The 18,343-nt window shown below is 69.3% G+C and carries 16 protein-coding genes and 1 other RNA gene; 8 read left to right on the top strand and 9 right to left on the bottom strand.

Annotated features, from left to right (window positions below; all coding sequences use genetic code 11):
* The first annotated feature begins 29 nt into the window (after positions 1–29).
* Positions 30–1,562, top strand: coding sequence for a purple acid phosphatase family protein (locus tag J2853_RS01505; protein ID WP_307554129.1), 1,533 nt, complete (start codon positions 30–32; stop codon positions 1,560–1,562).
* A 136-nt stretch (positions 1,563–1,698) separates the two neighbouring features.
* Positions 1,699–3,117, top strand: coding sequence for a multicopper oxidase family protein (locus J2853_RS01500; protein ID WP_307554127.1), 1,419 nt, complete (start codon positions 1,699–1,701; stop codon positions 3,115–3,117).
* Positions 3,118–3,341: 224 nt separating this feature from the next.
* Here J2853_RS01500 and J2853_RS01495 read toward each other — a convergent pair whose 3' ends face one another.
* Positions 3,342–3,599, bottom strand: coding sequence for a hypothetical protein (locus J2853_RS01495; RefSeq protein ID WP_307569043.1), 258 nt, complete (start codon positions 3,597–3,599; stop codon positions 3,342–3,344).
* On the opposite strand from J2853_RS01495, the gene J2853_RS01490 reads away from it, so the two are divergent.
* Positions 3,489–3,842, top strand: a complete 354-nt coding sequence (locus tag J2853_RS01490) for a transposase (protein WP_307568560.1) — start codon at positions 3,489–3,491, stop codon at positions 3,840–3,842. The genes J2853_RS01495 and J2853_RS01490 overlap by 111 nt on opposite strands.
* Before the next feature lie 68 nt (positions 3,843–3,910).
* Here J2853_RS01490 and J2853_RS01485 read toward each other — a convergent pair whose 3' ends face one another.
* The 5 genes from J2853_RS01485 to J2853_RS01465 form a co-directional block, all read right to left on the bottom strand.
* The gene (locus J2853_RS01485; RefSeq protein WP_307554124.1) at positions 3,911–4,372 is read right to left on the bottom strand and encodes an ASCH domain-containing protein; all 462 of its coding nucleotides are present in this window, start codon (positions 4,370–4,372) and stop codon (positions 3,911–3,913) included.
* 266 nt (positions 4,373–4,638) lie between these two features.
* Positions 4,639–5,031, bottom strand: an RNA gene (gene rnpB, locus J2853_RS01480) — RNase P RNA component class A.
* A 162-nt stretch (positions 5,032–5,193) separates the two neighbouring features.
* The gene (locus tag J2853_RS01475; RefSeq protein WP_307554122.1) at positions 5,194–6,510 is read right to left on the bottom strand and encodes a bifunctional RNase H/acid phosphatase; all 1,317 of its coding nucleotides are present in this window, start codon (positions 6,508–6,510) and stop codon (positions 5,194–5,196) included.
* Positions 6,507–7,247, bottom strand: a complete 741-nt coding sequence (locus J2853_RS01470) for a zinc ribbon domain-containing protein (RefSeq protein WP_307554120.1) — start codon at positions 7,245–7,247, stop codon at positions 6,507–6,509. Before J2853_RS01470 ends, J2853_RS01475 begins: the two co-directional genes overlap by 4 nt.
* A complete protein-coding gene (locus J2853_RS01465; protein ID WP_307554117.1) occupies positions 7,244–8,080 on the bottom strand; it encodes a Nif3-like dinuclear metal center hexameric protein in 837 nt (278 codons plus the stop codon). Before J2853_RS01465 ends, J2853_RS01470 begins: the two co-directional genes overlap by 4 nt.
* A gap of 80 nt (positions 8,081–8,160) precedes the next feature.
* Between J2853_RS01465 and J2853_RS01460 the strand changes: the two genes are divergently transcribed.
* The 5 genes from J2853_RS01460 to menC all read left to right on the top strand — a co-directional run bounded on the left by J2853_RS01460 (position 8,161) and on the right by menC (position 14,167).
* Positions 8,161–9,600, top strand: a complete 1,440-nt coding sequence (locus J2853_RS01460) for a flavin-containing monooxygenase (RefSeq protein ID WP_307554115.1) — start codon at positions 8,161–8,163, stop codon at positions 9,598–9,600.
* A 280-nt stretch (positions 9,601–9,880) separates the two neighbouring features.
* On the top strand, positions 9,881–10,993 hold the full coding sequence (locus J2853_RS01455) for a dipeptidase (protein WP_307554112.1): 1,113 nt from the start codon (positions 9,881–9,883) through the stop codon (positions 10,991–10,993).
* Positions 10,990–12,084, top strand: a complete 1,095-nt coding sequence (locus tag J2853_RS01450; RefSeq protein WP_307554110.1) for a M20/M25/M40 family metallo-hydrolase — start codon at positions 10,990–10,992, stop codon at positions 12,082–12,084. Before J2853_RS01455 ends, J2853_RS01450 begins: the two co-directional genes overlap by 4 nt.
* Positions 12,081–13,070 carry a GNAT family N-acetyltransferase gene (locus tag J2853_RS01445; RefSeq protein ID WP_307554108.1) on the top strand — a complete coding sequence of 330 codons (990 nt, stop codon included), beginning with the start codon at positions 12,081–12,083 and terminating at the stop codon, positions 13,068–13,070. Before J2853_RS01450 ends, J2853_RS01445 begins: the two co-directional genes overlap by 4 nt.
* A complete protein-coding gene (menC, locus tag J2853_RS01440) occupies positions 13,067–14,167 on the top strand; it encodes an o-succinylbenzoate synthase (RefSeq protein ID WP_307554106.1) in 1,101 nt (366 codons plus the stop codon). Before J2853_RS01445 ends, menC begins: the two co-directional genes overlap by 4 nt.
* Before the next feature lie 186 nt (positions 14,168–14,353).
* Here menC and J2853_RS01435 read toward each other — a convergent pair whose 3' ends face one another.
* The 3 genes from J2853_RS01435 to J2853_RS01425 all read right to left on the bottom strand — a co-directional run bounded on the left by J2853_RS01435 (position 14,354) and on the right by J2853_RS01425 (position 18,329).
* Positions 14,354–15,946 carry an AMP-binding protein gene (locus J2853_RS01435; RefSeq protein WP_307554104.1) on the bottom strand — a complete coding sequence of 531 codons (1,593 nt, stop codon included), beginning with the start codon at positions 15,944–15,946 and terminating at the stop codon, positions 14,354–14,356.
* A gap of 60 nt (positions 15,947–16,006) precedes the next feature.
* On the bottom strand, positions 16,007–16,987 hold the full coding sequence (locus J2853_RS01430; RefSeq protein WP_307554102.1) for an acyl-CoA dehydrogenase family protein: 981 nt from the start codon (positions 16,985–16,987) through the stop codon (positions 16,007–16,009).
* A 166-nt stretch (positions 16,988–17,153) separates the two neighbouring features.
* A complete protein-coding gene (locus J2853_RS01425) occupies positions 17,154–18,329 on the bottom strand; it encodes an acyl-CoA dehydrogenase family protein (protein WP_307554099.1) in 1,176 nt (391 codons plus the stop codon).
* Between the last annotated feature and the right edge of the window lie 14 nt (positions 18,330–18,343).

The following is an 18,343-nucleotide window of genomic DNA, read 5'->3' as shown; positions in this document are numbered from 1 at the left end:
CCCGACGAGACCTTCTGTGCTGGTCTGCTGTGGCAGCCGCGTCCCCCCTTGTTGCCAATGCCGCCTTCAGTGGCGGGGTGGCGGTGGCCTCGACCCGCCGCGACGACGTGTCGCCAGCGAACCTCGAGCTGGCGACACTGACCGAAGACCGCGCCATCATCACCTGGTACACCGGCTACACCGGCAGCGACGACGGCTTGGGCCGCATGGAGCCCGCCCCCGCCGACGGAGCGGTCTACTGGGGCACCCGTCCCGACCGGTTGAACCGGGTCGCGAGCGGCCTGTCGCATCACACGCCCTACCACTACGTCGAACTGACCGGCTTGGAGCCGGGTCGTACGTACTACTATCAGGCCCGCTCCAACGGGAAGCCTGTTCCGCCGACCCAGTTCACCCTTATCAGCGGCAACGCGGTGGGCACCTCCGACTACGGTCTGGACGGTTCCACCGGTCCCTTCAGCTTCACCGCGCCCCAGCCGCCGCCCGGCCGGTACCTGTTCTCCATCGCGCTCTGCAACGACCTGCACATGGGCGAGACCCAGGCGGGCCTCGTCGGCGGCCAGCCGCAGTACATCGGGATCAAGCAGGTCCCCGGGCTTCCGCCGTACCCCGAGGTCATGCTGGAGTCCCTCGTCCGCGACGCTGGCGCGCTCGAAGCGGACTACCTGCTGGCCGCCGGGGACATTTCGTCCGAGGCGGTTCCGGTCGACCTGAGCAAGGCCGGGCAACTGCTCACCAAGTTCGGCAAGTACCGCAGCGACTACTTCGTCACCCGCGGCAACCACGACCGGGCGCACATCGGTGACCCCTACGCCCACTGCCGGGTCGGACAGTGGCAGGGCAACGACTGCTTCCACGACCAGTTCTTCCCCGGCGACGAGCCCACCTACTTCACTCGCGATCTGCAGGGCCTGCGCGTCATCGGGATCGACACCTACGACAAGCCGGGAGGCGGCGGCGACGCGGGCGCCCTGTCCACCGACCAGCTCGCCTGGTTCCGCTCCGAGCTGGCCAAGGACCGTGACCAGCCGACCCTGGTATTCGGCCACCACCCCCTTGTCGTCCAGGACTCGGCGTTCCCCATCAGCCCGAGCAGCTCCCTCGACGCCGGGCAGGCCCAGATCATCCTGCAGGACTACGCCCGCACGCCCGGGCTCTTCATGCACTACGCGGGGCACACCCACCGCAACAAGCGGACGATCAGCCCGCTAGCCCCGCGCGTCACCCTGCAGGAGGTGGCCGCGGGCAAGGAGTACCCCGGCGGTTTCTCCCTGCTGCGCCTCTACACCGGCGGCTACGCGCTGAACTTCTACAAGACGCGCAGCGATCTGGCCCGGCAGTGGAGCGAGCGCAGCCGGCAGGAAATCATGGGCTACTGGCCGCAGTTCGCTCTCGGCAGCAGCGTTTCCGACCGAAACATCGTCGGCGCCCGGGACCTGTCCGGCCTGCGTCCCCCCGGCACGACGACAATCACGATGACCACGGTCACGGTCGCAAGTAACCTTTCCGCCGGAAGGCATCGGGACACCGGCGGAGCCGACGGTGCGCGGCTCCGCCGGTGAACATCGCGCCGAGAACTGCTCCGAAGCCTCCATCCGCGCCTGGTCATTTTTCATGAAAATGCAGGTTAGACCCGGTATGGGTAGATAACTCCCGGGGCATTTATGCGGGCGTTCCACATCATGCCCGAGGAGCATCATGTCCCTGTCGCGCTTCATCGCCTCATCGGGACTGGCGCTCGTGCTGGCGATGGGCTGCGCCGGCACCGCGACGATGCAGGCCTCACCCGCCAGTCCCACCTCCCCGACCACCGAGGCTCAGCCGGCGTTCCGCCAGCCGCAAGAGCTGACCAGCAGCAACGGCCTGCTGCGCGTGCGACTGGTGGTGGAACAGCGCACCGTACGGCTGGCCGGCCAGGACGTGCGGGCGATGACTTACAACGGCCACTACATGCCGCCGACCATCCGCCTGCGCCCCGGCGACCGGCTCGACCTGACCCTGGTCAACCGTCTAGGCGAGCACACCAACCTGCACACCCACGGCTGGCACGTCTCCCCCAGCGGCAATTCCGACAACATCTACCTGCACATCAAGCCGGGGCAGAGCTATCACTACAGCTATCGGCTGCGCGAGGATCTCGCCCCGGGCACCTACTGGTACCACTCGCACGCACACCCGCTGTCGGAACCACAGGTGTTCGCCGGGCTGTCCGGCGCAATCGTGATCGACGGCCTGAAACGCTACCTCCCACCCGGCCTGCGCAACATCACCGAACGGCTGATCGCACTCAAGGACTTCCAGGTCAAGGGCGGCGCCATCCCCACCGCCGACATCGACAGCAACGCCCCCACCACCCGCACCGTGAACGGACTCGTCAACCCCGTCATCAGCATCCGCCCCGGCGAGACCCAGCTGTGGCGCCTGGCCAACATCGGCGCCGACATCGCCTACAACGTGCAACTCCAGGGCGCCCGCTTCACCGTGCTGGCCCAGGACGCCAATCCCGTCGACCACACCTGGAGCGACGAAGCTCTGCTCATGCCACCGGGCAGCCGATACGACGTGCTCGTGCAAGGCCCTCCCGAAGGCCGGACCCGGCTGATCACCACGGCCTACAACACCGGCCCGGACGGCGACTCCTACCCGGAGACGACGCTCGCCACCCTGGTCTCCTCCGGCAGCCCCATGCAGCCGGCCGCCATCCCCGCCGACTTCGCCGAGATCGACGACCTGAGCCATGACCCCCTGGCCCAGCGGCGCACCATCACCTTCTCCGAGAACGACCAGACCAACCAGTTCTTCATCAACGGCAAACTCTTCGACCCGAACCGCATCGACGTACGGGCCAAGCTCAACACCACCGAAGAATGGGCCGTCCGCAATGTCTCCGACGAACAACACACCTTCCACGTGCACGTCAACGACTTCCAGCTGATGAGCGTCAACGGCAAGCCGTACCCCTTCCGCGGCTGGCAGGACACCGTCCAGCTGCCCACCCGCGGCGAAGTCGTCATCCGCATGAGGTTTCGCAACTTCACCGGCAAATACCCCTACCACTGCCACATCCTCAACCACGAAGACCACGGCATGATGGCCAACATCGAAGTCGTCCCCTGACCGAGGACCCGCGGCGTGGCACCGTTCCCCGGACCGGAGCCAGGCCGCCAGGACGCCGAACGGACGCCACCGCCACTGCAAAGCTCTCGTCCGTTCCGCGTCATGCCACGCAGGCTGCACCAGAAGCGCACGTCCTCCGGGTGCTCATGAAATGCCCCGTCCGCGCCAACCACGGGCCTGGCACACCGCCACGGGTCACCGCGGCCTCAGGGCGTCATCGGCTTTCAAGCACCGCTGAGCGCCCCGGCGAAGCGATCCACCTGGCTCACGTCCGAGGCCCAGCAGTAGAACATGACCTCGTCGGCGCCGATGTCCCCCATCCGGGTGGCCGTGTCGCGGATCTGGTCGGACGTGGTGAGCACGGTGTCACCCTGCTCGGTGCATGGATCATCAAAGAGAAGCTGCGTGACCTGCTGCGCCTGGCTCGCACCCGGCCGGACCCGGACCCGGAACAGGTCAGGGCGGGGCTGTACGAGTTCCACGATTGGTGCGCCATATCTGGTCAGCCCGAACTGCACCGCCTCGCTACCACGATCGAGCGTTGGTGGCCCGCGATCAGGGCCTTCATCGCAACCGGGATCACCAACGCCGTCAGCGAAGGACTCAACCGAGTGATCAAGCTCGAAGCCCGCAAAGCTTACGGCTTCCGCAACCCCGCCAACCAGCGGCTACGCATCCGCTGCGCCACCAACCGCCGCACCCGAGGACACCTCAAGCCCGCCTGACCCCGTGAAGGAACAAGGAAATATGGGGCAATCCTCATCGTGCTCACCCTGCGAGTGGAGAAGATGGGCTATTTGAACAACAAGGTGAAGTACTCCGTAATGACGGTCGCATCCGCGATCGACGCCAGCCCCCACTCCGCGAGATGCGGCTCGTATGCCGCTTGATGCACTCGTCGCCAATGATCCAGCGACAGGTCCCCTTCGCCTTCAGCCAAGGCGATCTCCGGCGGCACGTCATAGAACTTGTGAACCACTATCTTCTCGGTCCTCAAGAGGCATCCCGGCTCGTCTCGGCTGTTCAGCAGAATCCAGAAATTACCGACCCGTGGCAACGGGTCGCCCGCAGCAAGGAAGTCTTCCTTGCTGCTGCTACCTGCGGTCTTTCGTCCCTTCAAGTACAAGTCAAGTAGCTCGTCAGCCGACTCCCTGGTGCCAGCGAAGGCTGCTTCAACGAAGGGATCAGCCGGCCGGCTCTCCGGCAAGAGAGTCTCCAGATAAGCCTGCCAAAATGACAATTGGACGTCGCTCAAAGGCCTCACCGGCACCTCCAGTCTCGCGAGAGCTTAACGCAGCGTGATTTCGACGGGTCTCAAGCTCGAAGATCCACTATCGCCACCACTGCCATCATCCAGCATCAAGAGACCAGGCATCCGTTTCGTGCGTCCGCGGTGATCCAGACTGTTGTTCACCGCTGCCCGCTCAACCTCGAAGACCCCGCAATGTGCCCCCATTGTGCCCTCTGAGCACTTCGATCTTGACGAGCGGAGGCTCCGCCGCAGGTCAGAGGCGGATAGGGCGGACGAGTCGGCCTGTAGGCCGGGTTTTGTCCTTCACTTGCGTGAAGGGGCGACCATCCATCTAGGACCGACGTTGCCGTCGGCCTCAAGCGGTCTACCCGCGCGACTCGGGCGGGCAGCCCTCGAACGCCGCGCGCGGAACACTCCTGGGAGTGTCCCTTCTTGACCTTGCTCCGGGTGGGGTTTACCAAGCCGCCCACGTCACCGTGGGCGCTGGTGGTCTCTTACACCACCGTTTCACCCTTACCTCTCTTGCGAGAGGCGGTCTGTTCTCTGTGGCACTGTCCCGCGGGTCACCCCGGGTCGGCGTTACCGACCACCCTGCCCTGTGGAGCCCGGACCTTCCTCGGCGAGTCTCCGAAGAGACCCAACGCGGTCGCCCGGCCGACTCGTCTGCCGTGATCCAAGCCTAGTGGCTCCCCAGGCGGTCTCCAACCGGGCGGTGCTTCGCCTCCGGTCGGATCCCGGGGAAAGCCGGTGGCGCAAGCCCGCGGGTCCGGGCCGACGGGAATTCCCGGATTCACCCGCGGGAGCGTTTCGAACGGGCCTCCGGTTCAGCGCAGGTGTGAGGTGTCGTTGAACGCCTTGACCACCGCAGGCCCGTCGGCGTAGTACTCGATCTGGGACAGGGCCGCCAGATCGAGATGCATGCGGTACAGCGCGGCGAGAGGGGCCAGCAGCGCGAGCCGGAGCAGCATCTTGATCGGCGTGACATGGGAGACGACGAGGACCGTCTTGCCCTCGTAGCGCTCCGTCAGCAGGTCTCGGGTCGCCTCGACCCGCTGCGCCACCACCCCGAAACTCTCCCCGCCGGGCGGGGCGGCGGACGGGTCCGCCAGCCATGCGGCGAGTTCGTCCGGCCAGCGGCGCTGGATCTCAGTGAACGTGTAGCCCTCCCAGTCGCCGAAGTCGGTCTCCCTGAGACCCTCCTCGACGATCACTTCCAGCCCGGCCCTCGCCGCGACGATCTCGGCGGTGACGCGGGCGCGCCTGAGCGGCGAGCTGACGATCACCTGGAGGTTGTACGGCTTGCGCGACAACCTGGCCGCGGCGGCCTCCGCCTGGGCGATGCCGTTGGGGGTGAGCTCGGGGTCGCCGAGCCCGGAGAACCTTCGCTCGACCGAGAGCGGGGTCTCGCCGTGCCGGAGCAGGAGCAACGAGGTCGCCACGGTCGTGGGCGCACGCCAGCCGGTACCGGAGGCCGTGGGCGCCGGCGATGGCTTCTCCCCCTGCTGGAGATCGTCGGGGTCGAAGAGGAGAAGGTCCTCCGCGGGAGCACCGAGACCGGTCGCCGAGCCAGAGGTCGCGGACCGGGGGCTGGAACCCCCCGCGTCCCGGACGTTGGAGTGTCCCGTGCCTCGCGCTCCGGCGACCGGGGAACCGGAGGAGCTCGAATCCCTCGATCCGGAGGAATCGGAGAGCCCCGTACCCGAGGCGCCGAGGCGCCAGGGACGGCCCTTGGCCGCGGCGTCCATGGCCTCGTTGGCCAGACGGTCGGCGTCCTTGTTCTTCTCGCGGGGGATCCACTGCCAGGTGGTGACCTTGAGGCGCCGGGCGAGGGCCGCCGCTTCCAGCGCGAGTGGCCGCAGCCCCTCGTTCTTGATCTTCCAACGGCCCGCCATCTGCTCGATGACCAGCTTGGAGTCCATCCGGACCTCGACCGCCGCGCCGTCTCCCGCGAGGTCGAGAAGCAACCGCAGGCCGGCGATCAGCCCTCGGTATTCGGCGACGTTGTTGGTCTGGGTGCCGATCGCCTCAGCGATCTCCACCAGCACCTGGCCGTCCGAGGCGTCCTTGACCACGGCGCCGTAGCCGGCGGGCCCGGGGTTGCCCCGGGATCCGCCGTCGGCCTCGACGACGAAGGAGGTCACAGGTTGGACTCCGAGGTGCGGACCAGGATCCGGCGGCACTCCTCGCAGCGGATGACCTCGTCGTGGGAGGCGGCCTTGATCCGGTTGATCTCGGCGATGGACAGGCTCGTGCGGCAGCCGAGGCAGCGGGCACCCTGGAGCCTCGCCGCGCCCACCCCGGACTGCTCCCGGAGCTTCTCGTAGAGCGCGAGCAGGTCGGCCGGGATGTCGGCGGCGGTCTCATCGCGCTTGGACTGGACCTCGCCCTTCTCCTTGTCGATCTCGGAGAAGGCGGCGTCCCTGCTGTCCTCGGCGACGCCGCGGGTGGCCGCGAGCTCGTTGCGCTCGGCGACGAGCTTGGTGACCTGCCCGTCGGCCGCCTCACGGCGTTCCATGATCTCCAGTACGACCTCTTCCAGATCGCTCTGGCGGCGACCCAGGGAGACGATCTCGGACTGAAGGCTGGCCAGATCCTTCGGGGAGGACACCTGGCCGGAGTCGAGGCGCTTCTGGTCGCGCTCGGCGCGGATTCGGACCGAGTCGACGTCGGCCTCGGCCTTGGCCTGCTCGCGGGCGAGGTCACCCGACTCGGTCTCGGCGCCGATCACCTGGGTCGCGATCCGGGCCACGCGGGCGGAGAGCTCGTCGATCTGAGCGAGTTCGGGCAGGGTGCGGCGGCGGTGGGCCAGCCGATCGATGACGGAGTCGAGTTCGGCCAAGTCGAGCAGACGCTTCTGAGCTGCCGGGGCTGCTTTCACTTCAATTCCTCGCACTTTGCTGTTGTATTCCAGGCGTCCGTGACCGTCTCGGATACGCGCGTCTCAACAGTAATCCCCTTCGTGGCCGATATGGACGTCAGACGCCGCGCCGCATCGGTCAGCCAGGGCCATTCGGTGGCCCAGTGGGCGGCGTCGATCAGCGCGGGACCGCCGAAGGTCTCCATGAACTCGGCGGCCGGATGGTGACGCAGATCCGCGGTGAGGAACACGTCCACTCCCGCGGCGCGGGCCGTGTCGAGAAGGGAGTCTCCCGCTCCCCCGCTCACGGCGATCCGCTGGACCTGACGGTCGAGGTCTCCGGCGATCCGCAGGCCGCCCGCCGTGGCGGGAAGCCCGTCCGCCGCCCGCCGGGCGAACTCGCCGAGGGAGACGGGGGCGGGCAGCGTGCCGACCCGGCCGAGGCCGCGCCGGGGATCATCCGAGGAGGGCCGCAGAGGAACGAGCGGACCGGTCAGGCCCACGCTGCGGGCCAGCGCGTCGGAGACGCCCGGGTCGGCGACGTCGGCGTTGGTGTGGGCGGTGAAGAGACCGACGTCGTTTTTGATCAGTGTGTGGATCAGGCGGCCCTTGAAGGTGGTGGCCGCGACGCTCGTGGTGCCGCGCAGGTAGAGCGGGTGATGGGTGACGATGAGGTCGGCGCCCCACGCGACGGCCTCGTCCGCGACGACGGCCACCGGATCCACCGCGAACAGGATCTTCCGCACCTTCGCGGAAGGATCTCCGCAGACGAGCCCGACCGCGTCCCACGACTCCGCCCATGCGGGGTCGTAGATGGATTCGAGCTCTTGGACGATGTCGGCAAGCGTAGGCACGTGCGCAGACTACCGGCCTATTTCCCAGCGCAGGCCGATCGCCTAATGTAAGTGGATTCTGACACCCGGAGGGCCGGCGTATGAGCCTCACTGTCGCGATCATCGGTGCCGGATTCGGCGGGCTGTGCATGGCCATACAGCTCGAAAAAGCCGGAATCCACTCCTACACGATCTTCGAGAAGGGACCCGACGTCGGGGGCACCTGGCGCGACAACACCTATCCGGGTGCGGGGTGCGACGTTCCCTCGCACCTGTACTCCTTCTCCTTCGAGAAGTACTCAAGCTGGACCCGCCGATACCCCGAGCAGCCGGAGATACTCGGTTACCTGGAGATGTGTGCCGACAAGTACGGCCTGCGCCCGCGCCTCCGGTTGAACACCGAGGTCACGGCCGCGGCCTTCGACGAGTCGCTGGGCAGGTGGCGGGTCCGCACTTCTGCCGGGGAGGAGCTGTTCGACGTCGTGGTGTCGGCGGTGGGCCAGCTCAACCGGCCTCGGATGCCCGACATCGCGGGGATGCCGGCCTTTGAGGGCGCGGCCTTCCACTCCGCTCGCTGGGACCACTCCCAGGACCTGACGGGCAGGCGTGTGGCGGTGATCGGGAACGGCTCGTCGGCGGCGCAGCTCATTCCCCGGGTGGCCGCGGTGGCCGGGCGGGTGGACGTCTTCCAGCGGACCCCCAACTGGGTGATCCCCAAGTCGGATGCCACCTTCGGTGACGCCCTGACGACGGCCTTCCGCCGCCTGCCCCTCCTGCAGCGGGGTTATCGCGAGTGGATCTACCGGTACGCCGAGGGCGCCCTCTATCCGGCCCTGGCGGGCGGCTGGAGCACCGGGCTCTTACGCAAAATCGCCCTGGGCCACCTTCATGACCAGGTCCCCGACCCGGAACTGCGGGCCAAGCTCACCCCCGACTACCCGATCGGCTGCAAGAGGATCGTCATCGACAGCGCGTTCTATCCCGCGCTGACCCGGCCCAACGTGAACGTCGTCACCGACCGGATCACCCGGATCGCCCCCGGAGGCGTCGAGACCGCCACGGGCCTTCACGAGGCCGACGTGATCGTCTACGCGACAGGCTTCCACGCCTCCGACTTCCTGGCTCCCATCGAGATCACCGGCCGGGAGGGACACCGCCTCGACGAGGAGTGGAAGGACGGGGCGGAGGCCTACCTGGGCATCGCCGTGCCGCGCTTCCCGAACCTGTTCATGCTCTACGGGCCCAACACCAACCTCGGCCACAGCTCGATCGTCTTCATGATCGAATGCCAGGTCGGATACATCATGGGCTGCCTGCCGTACATCGCGCGGAGAGGATCGATGGAGGTCAGGCCGGAGGCGATGGACACCTGGCGGCGGAGCCTGAACCGGGCCATGGGCACCATGATCTGGCAGGCGGGCTGCACGAGCTGGTACAAGAACGCGGCCGGCCGGGTGACCAACAACTGGCCGGAGGCGACGACCGTCTACCGGCGGATCACCAAGGAGCCCCGGCCGGGGGCGTTCCGCTTCGCGCGCTGACCCGTCCCGGCACGGAATCCGCGGCCTTCTCACCGCGGGTGCCGTGCGCTCGTCCCCCGTGCCCGGCCGGGGTTCCCCGCGCCACCCGTCCAGGTGGGAACAGGTGGGAAACAGCCGGGGAGACCGCGCCCGCCCGAGCGGGACCCCCGTCCGGACGAGCACGCCCGCTTGAGCGGGGAACCGCTCCCCTGCCCGGACGGGCGCACCCGTCCGGGCGAAAGAATCACACTCTCGATAACGTCATGACGAACGAGAGTCACCTGCGTAGAAGGGCCTGCCCGTGTCCACAGACCTCCACCGCGACGCCGTGGTCGCCGATACTCACAACGACCTGTTGATGGCGGTCTCCGCCCGGCCTCCGGAGCGGTGGGCGTCGTTCTTTCGTGAGCGGTGGTTGCCCCAGCTTCGTGAGGGCGGGGTGAACCTGCAGGTGCTGCCGGTCTTCATCGATGACCAGTATCGGCCGGAGGGGGCGCTGCGGCAGACGTTACGCATGATCGAGTGTGCGCACGTGCTGGCCGAGGGCAACGCCGACGCGGTGCGGTTGTGCGTGGACGGGGCGCAGATCGATCAGGCGCTCGGTGAGGGGCGGATCGCCCTGGTGCTGGCGCTGGAGAGCGCGCCGGGGCTGGACGCGAGCGTGGAGTTGTTCTCCACCGTGCATCGGCTGGGGGTGCGGGTGGCCTCGATCGCGCACTGGGGTCGCACCCCTCTGGCCGACGGCAGCGGGGAGGACGCCACCGGCAGCCGGCTGACCGCGGCCGGGGTGGAGGTCCTGGCGGAGATGGAACGCCTCGGTATGATCTTCGACGTCTCGCATCTGGGCGCCTCCGGGGTCGGTCACGTGCTGGAGCTCGCGACCCGCCCGGTGATGGCCACCCATTCCTCGGCCCGCGCCCTGCGCGACCATCACCGCAACCTCACCGACGACCAGATTCGCGCCATCGCCGCCACCGGCGGCGTCGTCTGCGTGAACTTCCTGGCCGCCTTCCTGTCGGACGATCCGGCCGACTACACCGTGGACCGGCTGGTGGACCACATCGAACACGTCGTGAGCGTCGGCGGGATCGACCACGTGGGCCTGGGCCCCGACTTCATGCGCGAGGTCATGCACGACGTCACCCCGCCGTGTTGCGAGGGGTTCAGCTACAGCGGCATCGACGCCATGGCCGTCCTGCCGGGGCTCGACGGGCCACGCGGTCTGCCCCTGGTCACCGACGCCCTGCTCAAGCACGGCTTCGCCGACGAGGAGATCGTCAAGATCATTGGCGGCAACGTCCTGCGTCTTTTCCGCGCCGAATTGGGCAGGCCTGTCCAAGCAGGTGAGACGGCGGGTACGACGATCACAGGTGCGTCCGGCCGGGAAGTCGGGCTGGAGAAGGAGACCGCATGAATCTGGGGCACATGCTGGAGGACCTGGAGGAGCTCGTCGGGTGCGAGTCGTTCTCCGCCGACCACGAGGCGGTGGCCCGCAGCGCCGCGGTGGTCGCCGAGCAGGGGTTCCGGAGGCTGGGCGCGCGCCCGGAGACGATCGTGATCGACGGGGTGACCCATCTGCGGTGGACCTTCGGCACGCCCCGGGTCCTGATCCTCGGCCATCACGACACCGTCTGGCCGATCGGGACGCTGGAGAGGATTCCCTGGTCGCTCACCGACGGGATCGCCCGCGGCCCGGGGGTGTTCGACATGAAGGCCGGGCTGGTGCAGGCGTTTCACGCGCTGGCCGCGCTGCCGTCGCCGGACGGGGTGTGCGTGCTGGTCACCGGGGACGAGGAGGTCGGCTCGCCGTCCTCACGCGCGCTGATCGAGGAGACGGCGCGCGAGTGCGCGGCCACGTTCGTGCTGGAGGCCAGTGGGGAGGGCGGCGCCCTGAAGACCGCGCGCAAGGGCACCTCCAACTACGAGATCACCGTGTACGGCAAGGCGGCACACGCCGGCCTCGAACCGGAGAAGGGCGCGAACGCCGGCATCGAGCTCGCCCACCAGATCCTCGCGCTCAGCACGCTCGGCCAGGGGACGACCACGGTCACGCCGACCGTGCTGTCGGGGGGCGTCACGGTCAACACCGTGCCCGCGCTGGCGAAGGTGAGCGTGGACGTCCGGTCCGCCAGCATCGCGGAGCAGACGCGGGTGGACGAGCTGGTGCGGGCGCTCACCCCCCGGATCCCGGGAACCCGGCTGCAGGTGGACGGGGGACCGAACCGTCCTCCCATGGAGGAGGCCGCCGCGGCGGAGCTGTTCGAGCTGGCCTGCCGGATCGCGAAGGATCTGGACATGGAACCGTTGCGCGCGGTCTCCGTGGGCGGGGCCTCGGACGGCAACTTCAGCGCGGGGGTCGGCTGTCCCACGCTCGACGGGCTGGGCGCGCTGGGCGGTGGCGCGCACGCGCCCCACGAGCACGTGGTCGTCTCGGAGATGCCCATCAGGACGGAGCTGCTCACCGAACTGGTCGCCTCCGTGCTGACGGGGAAGGACGGCAGGTGACGGCCTCTCCCCGAGGCGACGGGCTCCAGGGCGACGGGCTCCAGGGCGACGGACCCCGGGACGACGGGCCCCGGAACGGCCGGCCCGGCGGCGACGGACCGCGAGATCCCCAGCCTCGGGACGAGGAGCACGCCCTCGCCACGGCAGCCGGCGGGGTGCGCGTCGTGGAGTTGTTCGAGATCGGCGACTTCGAGGACGTCTTCCGGCTGTTCGACGACATCTGGCGCCCCGACCCCGCCAGCGCGCCGATCTCGGTGGAGATGATGCGGGCGTTGTCGCACGCGGGCAACTACGTGGCCGGGGCCTACGACGGTGACCGCCTGGTGGGCGCCTCGGTGGCGTTCCTGGGCGCACCCCCCGGACAGGTGCTGCACTCGCACGTCACCGGCGCCTCGATCGGACGCGGGATCGGGTTCGCGCTCAAACTGCACCAGCGCGCCTGGGCACTGGAGCGCGGCCTGGAACGGATCACCTGGACCTACGACCCGCTGGTCCGGCGCAACGCGCACTTCAACCTGGCCAAGCTCGGCGCCCGCCCGGAGGAGTACCTGCCCTCCTTCTACGGCGCCATGGACGACGCGATCAACGCCGGAGACGAGTCCGACCGGGTGCTCGCCGTCTGGCGGCTGTCCGAACCGCACGTCCTGGCCGCCGCCCGGCGGCGACCCCACCCCCCGCGGGTCCCGTCCGGGGCGGTGGCCGCGCTGAGCGACCGCGACGGCCGGCCGGTCCTCGGGCGGGCCGACGCGCGCACGGTGCTGGTGGCCGTTCCCGAGGACATCGAGGGCCTGCGCCGCACCGATCCCGGCGCGGCCAAGGCCTGGCGGCACGCCGTACGCGACGTGCTGGGCGGGCTGATGAAGGACGGTGCCCGGGTGACGGGGTTCGCGCGTGAGGGTGGATACGTCGTTGAACGACGTACGGAGGACGAACCCCGCCTCGCGCGGGGTCTGAATGAAAGCGGCGACAAGAGGGAGAGAACGTGAAGATCACTGGGATTGAGCTCCGCCGGATCGCGATGCCGCTCATCACCCCGTTTCGCACCTCGTTCGGCACCGAGACCGAACGCGACGTGCTCCTCCTGCGGGTCGCCACTCCCGACGCCGAGGGCTGGGCCGAATGCGTGGCCATGTCCGACCCGCTGTACTCCCCCGAATACGTCGACGGCGCCGCCGACGTCCTGCGCCGCTTTCTCATCCCCGCCCTGCCCCCGAACCCCGACGCCCACAACGTCGAACGCGCCCTGCATCCCTTCAAAGGCCACCGCATGGCCAAAGCCGCCCTGCACACCGCCGTCCTGGACGCCCAGCTCCGCACCGGCGGCCAATCCCTGGCCACCTACCTCGGCGCCGCGGGCGACCGCGTGCCCAGCGGGGTATCGGTCGGCATCATGAACTCCATCCCCGAGCTCCTCGAGGCCGTCACCGGCTACCTCGAGGAGGGCTACCGGCGCATCAAACTCAAGATCGAACCCGGCAACGACCTGGCCCCCGTCCGCGCCGTCCGCGAACACTTCGGCCCCGACCTGCTCCTCCAGGTCGACGCCAACGCCGCCTACACCCTCACCGACGCCCCGCACCTGGCCAAACTCGACCCCTACGACCTGCTGCTCATCGAACAACCCCTCGCCCACGACGACCTGATCCAGCACGCCCACCTCGCCCAGAAGATCACCACCCCCATCTGCCTGGACGAGTCCATCGAATCGGCCGCCCACGCCGCCGCCGCCATCACCCTGGGCGCCTGCTCCATCATCAACATCAAACCCGGCCGCGTCGGCGGCTACCTCGAAGCCCGCCGCATCCACGACCTCGCCCAGGCCCACGGCATCGCCGTCTGGTGCGGCGGCATGCTGGAGACCGGCATCGGCCGCGCCGCCAACGTCGCCCTGGCCGCCCTGCCCGGCTTCACCCTGCCCGGCGACACCTCCGCCTCCGACCGCTACTACACCACCGACATCACCCCGCCCTTCGAACTGCACGACGGCCACCTGAGCGTCCCCACCGGACCCGGCATCGGCATCGACCCGATCCCCGACCTCCTCGACGCCGTCACCACCTCCACCGAATGGATCCCCCTGTAGCACCGCCGAACCCCCACGACACCACCGCGTCCCGGGGGGGTGCGGCCGACGGGCCGCGCGGCTCGCACGGTGCCGTGCCGGGACTCCGGCCACGGCACCGCGCCGACCGACGCCCGTACCCACCGGGCCCCGGGCACTCCCGGGGCCTCACCTACGGGCCGCTCTCCGCGCTCCCGGAGCCCGCGCCTACCGGGCCAGGTATTCCTCCCTGACCTTGGACCGGGAGAGCTTTCCCGTAGGGGTCCGGGGCAGCTCGTCACGGAACTCGACGGCTTTGGGGTGCTTGAAGCGCGCGATGCGCGGGCCGAGGTGTTCCAGCAGTTCGTCCGGGGAGGGCCGGGCGCCGGGCACCGGCTGGACCAGCGCGACCACCCTGTGGCCCCACTCCTCGTCGGGCACGCCGATCACCGCGACGTCGGCGACCGACGGGTGCTCCAGCAGCGCCGCCTCGATCTCCGCCGGATAGATGTTCACCCCGCCGGAAATGATCAGGTCGGTACGGCGGTCGCACAGGAACAGGAAACCGTCCTTGTCCATGAAGCCGATGTCACCCGGGGCGTACCACTCGCCACGCATGCTGGAGGCGGTCTTCTGGGGGTCCTTGCGATACTGGAAGCGGCCCTGGCCCGACTTGACGTAGATCATGCCGGGCTCCCCCGCGGGAAGTTCCTCACCGTCCGGGCCGAGGATCCTCGCCTCGAAGCCCGGAACGGGGCGGCCGACGGTGCCGGGGTGTTCCAGCCAGTCGTGAGGCTTGATGGAGAAGGCGATGGCCGACTCGGTGGAGCCGTAGTACTCGTACAGGACCGGACCCCACCAGTCCATGATCCCCTTCTTGACCGCCACCGGGCAGGCCGCGCCGGTGTGGATCACCTGCCGGAGCGACGACACGTCGTATCGCTCCCGGACCTCCGGTGGAAGCCGCAGCATCCGGTGGAACATCGTCGGGACCATCAGGGCGTTGGTCACGCGGTGCTTCTCGATCAGCTCCAGGATGCTCACCGGCTCGAACCTCGGGGTGATGACCAGGGTGTGGCCCAGATGGAGTGCGAAGACGGTGTGCGCGCACGGGGCCGAGTGGTACATCGGCGAGGTCACCAGGTGGATCTCGTCGCCGGGTCGCAGGTCGCAGACCTCTCCGAGGAACCAGGTGGCGAGGGGGACGGCCGCCTCCGGCTCGCGGCCGGACAACGGCCGCTGCACCCCCTTGGGGAAGCCGGTGGTGCCCGAGGTGTACCACATGATCGCTCCGGACGACCGGTTCTCCGGGGCGGTCACCGGCTGCCCCTCGGCCAGCTCGGAGACGGTCACGGTTTCTCTCGCGGCCGGCTCGGCGATGGCCGGGGGCCGTCCCGCGACCGGCTCGGGAACGGTCACGGCGGCAGGCTCGGGAACGGTCATGGCGGCAGGCTCGGCGACGCCCTCGGCCGTGTTCTCCGCCGGGTGTGCCCGATCTTCGATCACGACCTTGGCGTCGCAGTCGGCCAGGATGTAGTCGATCTCCGCGGCCGTGAGGTGCCAGTTGACGGGCACGTAGTACAGCTCCACCTGCCCGGTGGCCAGCAGCATGACCACCGCGTCGAGCCCGTTGGGCAGCACTCCCGCGACCACGTCGCCCGTGCCGAGCCCGCGGGCCCGCAGGCCGTGCGACACCTGGTTGACCCTGGCGAGCAACTCGCCGAAGGTCGTCACGGTGCCGTCGGCGTCGATCACCGCGCGGCGGTCCGGGTCGGCCTCCGCGATCTTGTAGAAGCCGGGCGGAAGACTGGTTTCAGGCATGCGACTCTCCTCGGCTCTCCTCAGCTCTCCTTGAATCTCCTCGGATCCTCACCGGCCTCCTCAGAGCTCCAGCAGCTCGGCGAGCCGGGCTCGGTGGGTCCGCGACGGGCCGAGGAGCACCTCGTCGGCTTTGGCTCTCTTGTAATAGAGATGCGCGTCGTGCTCCCAGGTGAAACCGATTCCACCGTGCAGCAGGAGGCTGTCGCGGGCCACCTCGAAGCAGGCCCGGCCGACGTAGGCCTGGGCGAGCGCGGCGGCCGTGGGCAGCTCGCCGGGCGCCTCGTCGGCCGCCCAGGCCGCGTGGCGGACGATCGACTCGGCCTGTTCCAGTTTGCAGTGCATGTCGGCGAGCTTGTGCTTGACCCCCTGGTAGGAGCCGATAAGGCGGCCGAAGGTCACCCTGACCCCGGCGTAGGCCACGATGGCGTCCAGCGAGGCCCGCAGCACTCCGAGTTGCTCGGCGGCCACCGCCACCGCGAAGAGGTCTCTGGCCCGCGCCACGGCCGCCTCGGACGAGGCGATCTCCTCTCCCGGGCCCAGTTCCACCCGCGCCTGCCTGCGCGTCGGGTCCAGGGTGGTCAGCGGGGTACGGTCGCCGCCCCGGACGGCCCGGACCCGCGTGCCGTCGACCGCCAGGATCACGTCGGCCTCGGCCCCGTTGAGCGCACGGTCGCCGTCGAGCGCCACGGTCGCGACCGTGGTTCCCGCGGCGATGCCGGGCAGCGACTCCTTGTCCCCCACCTCCGTCAGCAGGATCGCGGCGAGGGTGGTGGCCAGGAAGGGCCCCGGCAGCAGCGCCGCCCCGGTCTCCTCCAGGACGACCGCGAGCTCGGCGTATCCGGCTCCGGCTCCGCCGTACTCCTCCGGGATGGCGAGTCCGGCGAGTCCGAGTTCGCCGTTGAGCCGCCGGTAGACCTCGGGGTCGTGGCCGAGCTCGGACTCGGCGGCCCGCCGGACCGCGGGCAGCGGCGAGACGGAGGCGAGAAAGGAACGGACCGCGCCGCGCAGTTCCCGCTGCTCCTCGGTGAGCACGAGTTTCATCGGGTACCTCCAGGGTGGAGATCCCGGGCTTCGGCCCCGGGGAGGAAACGCCGCATGGTGCCGCGTGACGCGACGGTGTGTCCGGCGGCGGGAACGGCCGCGCCGCCGGATGCGCGAGCGGCGGCGTCCTCGCCGCCGGGCCGGCTCCCCGGCCTCACGCGGGAGATCACCCGCTCACCTTCAGGTCCTTGAACGGCACGGACTTGTCCACCCGGGGCTCGGGCGGCAGGTTCAGCACCCGGTCGCCGACGATATTGCGCATGATCTCGTTGGTGCCGCCGCCGAGGGACAGGCCGGGGGCCGTCGAGATGGAGCCGGCCAGCCGGCCGTCGTCCTCGTAGGCGACCGCCTCGGGACCCGCCAGGGAGGTGGCCAGGTCGGCCTGGAACATGGTCAGTTCGGCCAGCAGCAGCTTGGCGGCGCTGCCCCGGGCGCCGGGGAAGATCCCGGCCTTGGTCTCCTGGGAGAGCCGCTGGTTGAACAGGGCGAGCGCCCGGGAGCGGATGTAGAGCTCGACGAGCTGGTCCTTGACCACGGGATCCGCGGTGTCGACGGTGTGGCGCAGTGTCTCGAAGGCGACTGGATTGTCCTTCTGGCCGCCCATGCCGACGCCGCTGGAGATGGACAGGCGCTCGTGCAGGAGGGTCGTGACCGCGCAGCTCCAGCCGTCGTTGACCTGGCCGATCAGGTTCTCCGCGGGGATGTGCACGTCGTCGAAGAAGATCTCGTTGAAATGGGCGCGGCCGGTCATGTCCCTCAGCGGCCGGACGGTGACGCCGGGGGCGCGCATGTCCACGATGAACATCGACAGCCCCTTGTGCTTGGGGACGTCCACGTCGGTGCGGGTGAGCAGCAGGCCGAAGGAGGCGTGCTGGGCGACCGAGGTCCAGACCTTCTGGCCGTCGACCACCCAGCCGTCCTCTGTCTGCGTCGCCCGGGTCTGCAGGGCGGCGACGTCGCTGCCCGCCCCCGGTTCGGAGAAGAGCTGGCACCAGATCTCCTCGCCCCGCAGCAGGGGCCGGAGGTGACGCGCCTTCTGCTCGGGGGTTCCGAGGTCGACCAGGGTCGGCCCGCACATGCCCAGCCCGATGGAGAACACGTAGGTCGGCAGCGTGAAGTCCTTGGCCTCCTCCGCGAAGGCCCGTTCCTCCGCCTGGGTCAGCCCCTGCCCGCCCCACTCTCGCGGCCAGGTGATCCCCGAGTAGCCCGCGTCGTACAGACGCGCCATGAAGTCCTGCGCGGCGGTGACGCCACCCGCGTCCGAGCCGCCCTCGGCCTCGGCGTCCGGGGCGTTGGCCTCCAGCCAGGATCTGGCCCGCAGCCGGTATTCGGCAAGGTTCATATTCGCTCCAATCA

This window comes from Streptosporangium lutulentum, from assembly GCF_030811455.1.
Classification (GTDB): Bacteria; Actinomycetota; Actinomycetes; order Streptosporangiales; family Streptosporangiaceae; genus Streptosporangium; species Streptosporangium lutulentum.
The sequence above is the reverse complement of the archived record's forward strand: the minus strand, read 5'-3'. Positions and strand labels throughout refer to the sequence as shown.

Coding starts and splice junctions, on each gene's coding strand:
- J2853_RS01460 (WP_307554115.1), top strand. CDS start 8,161: ATGAGCCTCACTGTCGCGATCATCGGTGCCGGATTCGGCGGGCTGTGC.
- J2853_RS01435 (WP_307554104.1), bottom strand. CDS start 15,946: ATGCCTGAAACCAGTCTTCCGCCCGGCTTCTACAAGATCGCGGAGGCC.
- J2853_RS01500 (WP_307554127.1), top strand. CDS start 1,699: ATGTCCCTGTCGCGCTTCATCGCCTCATCGGGACTGGCGCTCGTGCTG.
- J2853_RS01425 (WP_307554099.1), bottom strand. CDS start 18,329: ATGAACCTTGCCGAATACCGGCTGCGGGCCAGATCCTGGCTGGAGGCC.
- J2853_RS01450 (WP_307554110.1), top strand. CDS start 10,990: ATGAATCTGGGGCACATGCTGGAGGACCTGGAGGAGCTCGTCGGGTGC.
- J2853_RS01430 (WP_307554102.1), bottom strand. CDS start 16,987: ATGAAACTCGTGCTCACCGAGGAGCAGCGGGAACTGCGCGGCGCGGTC.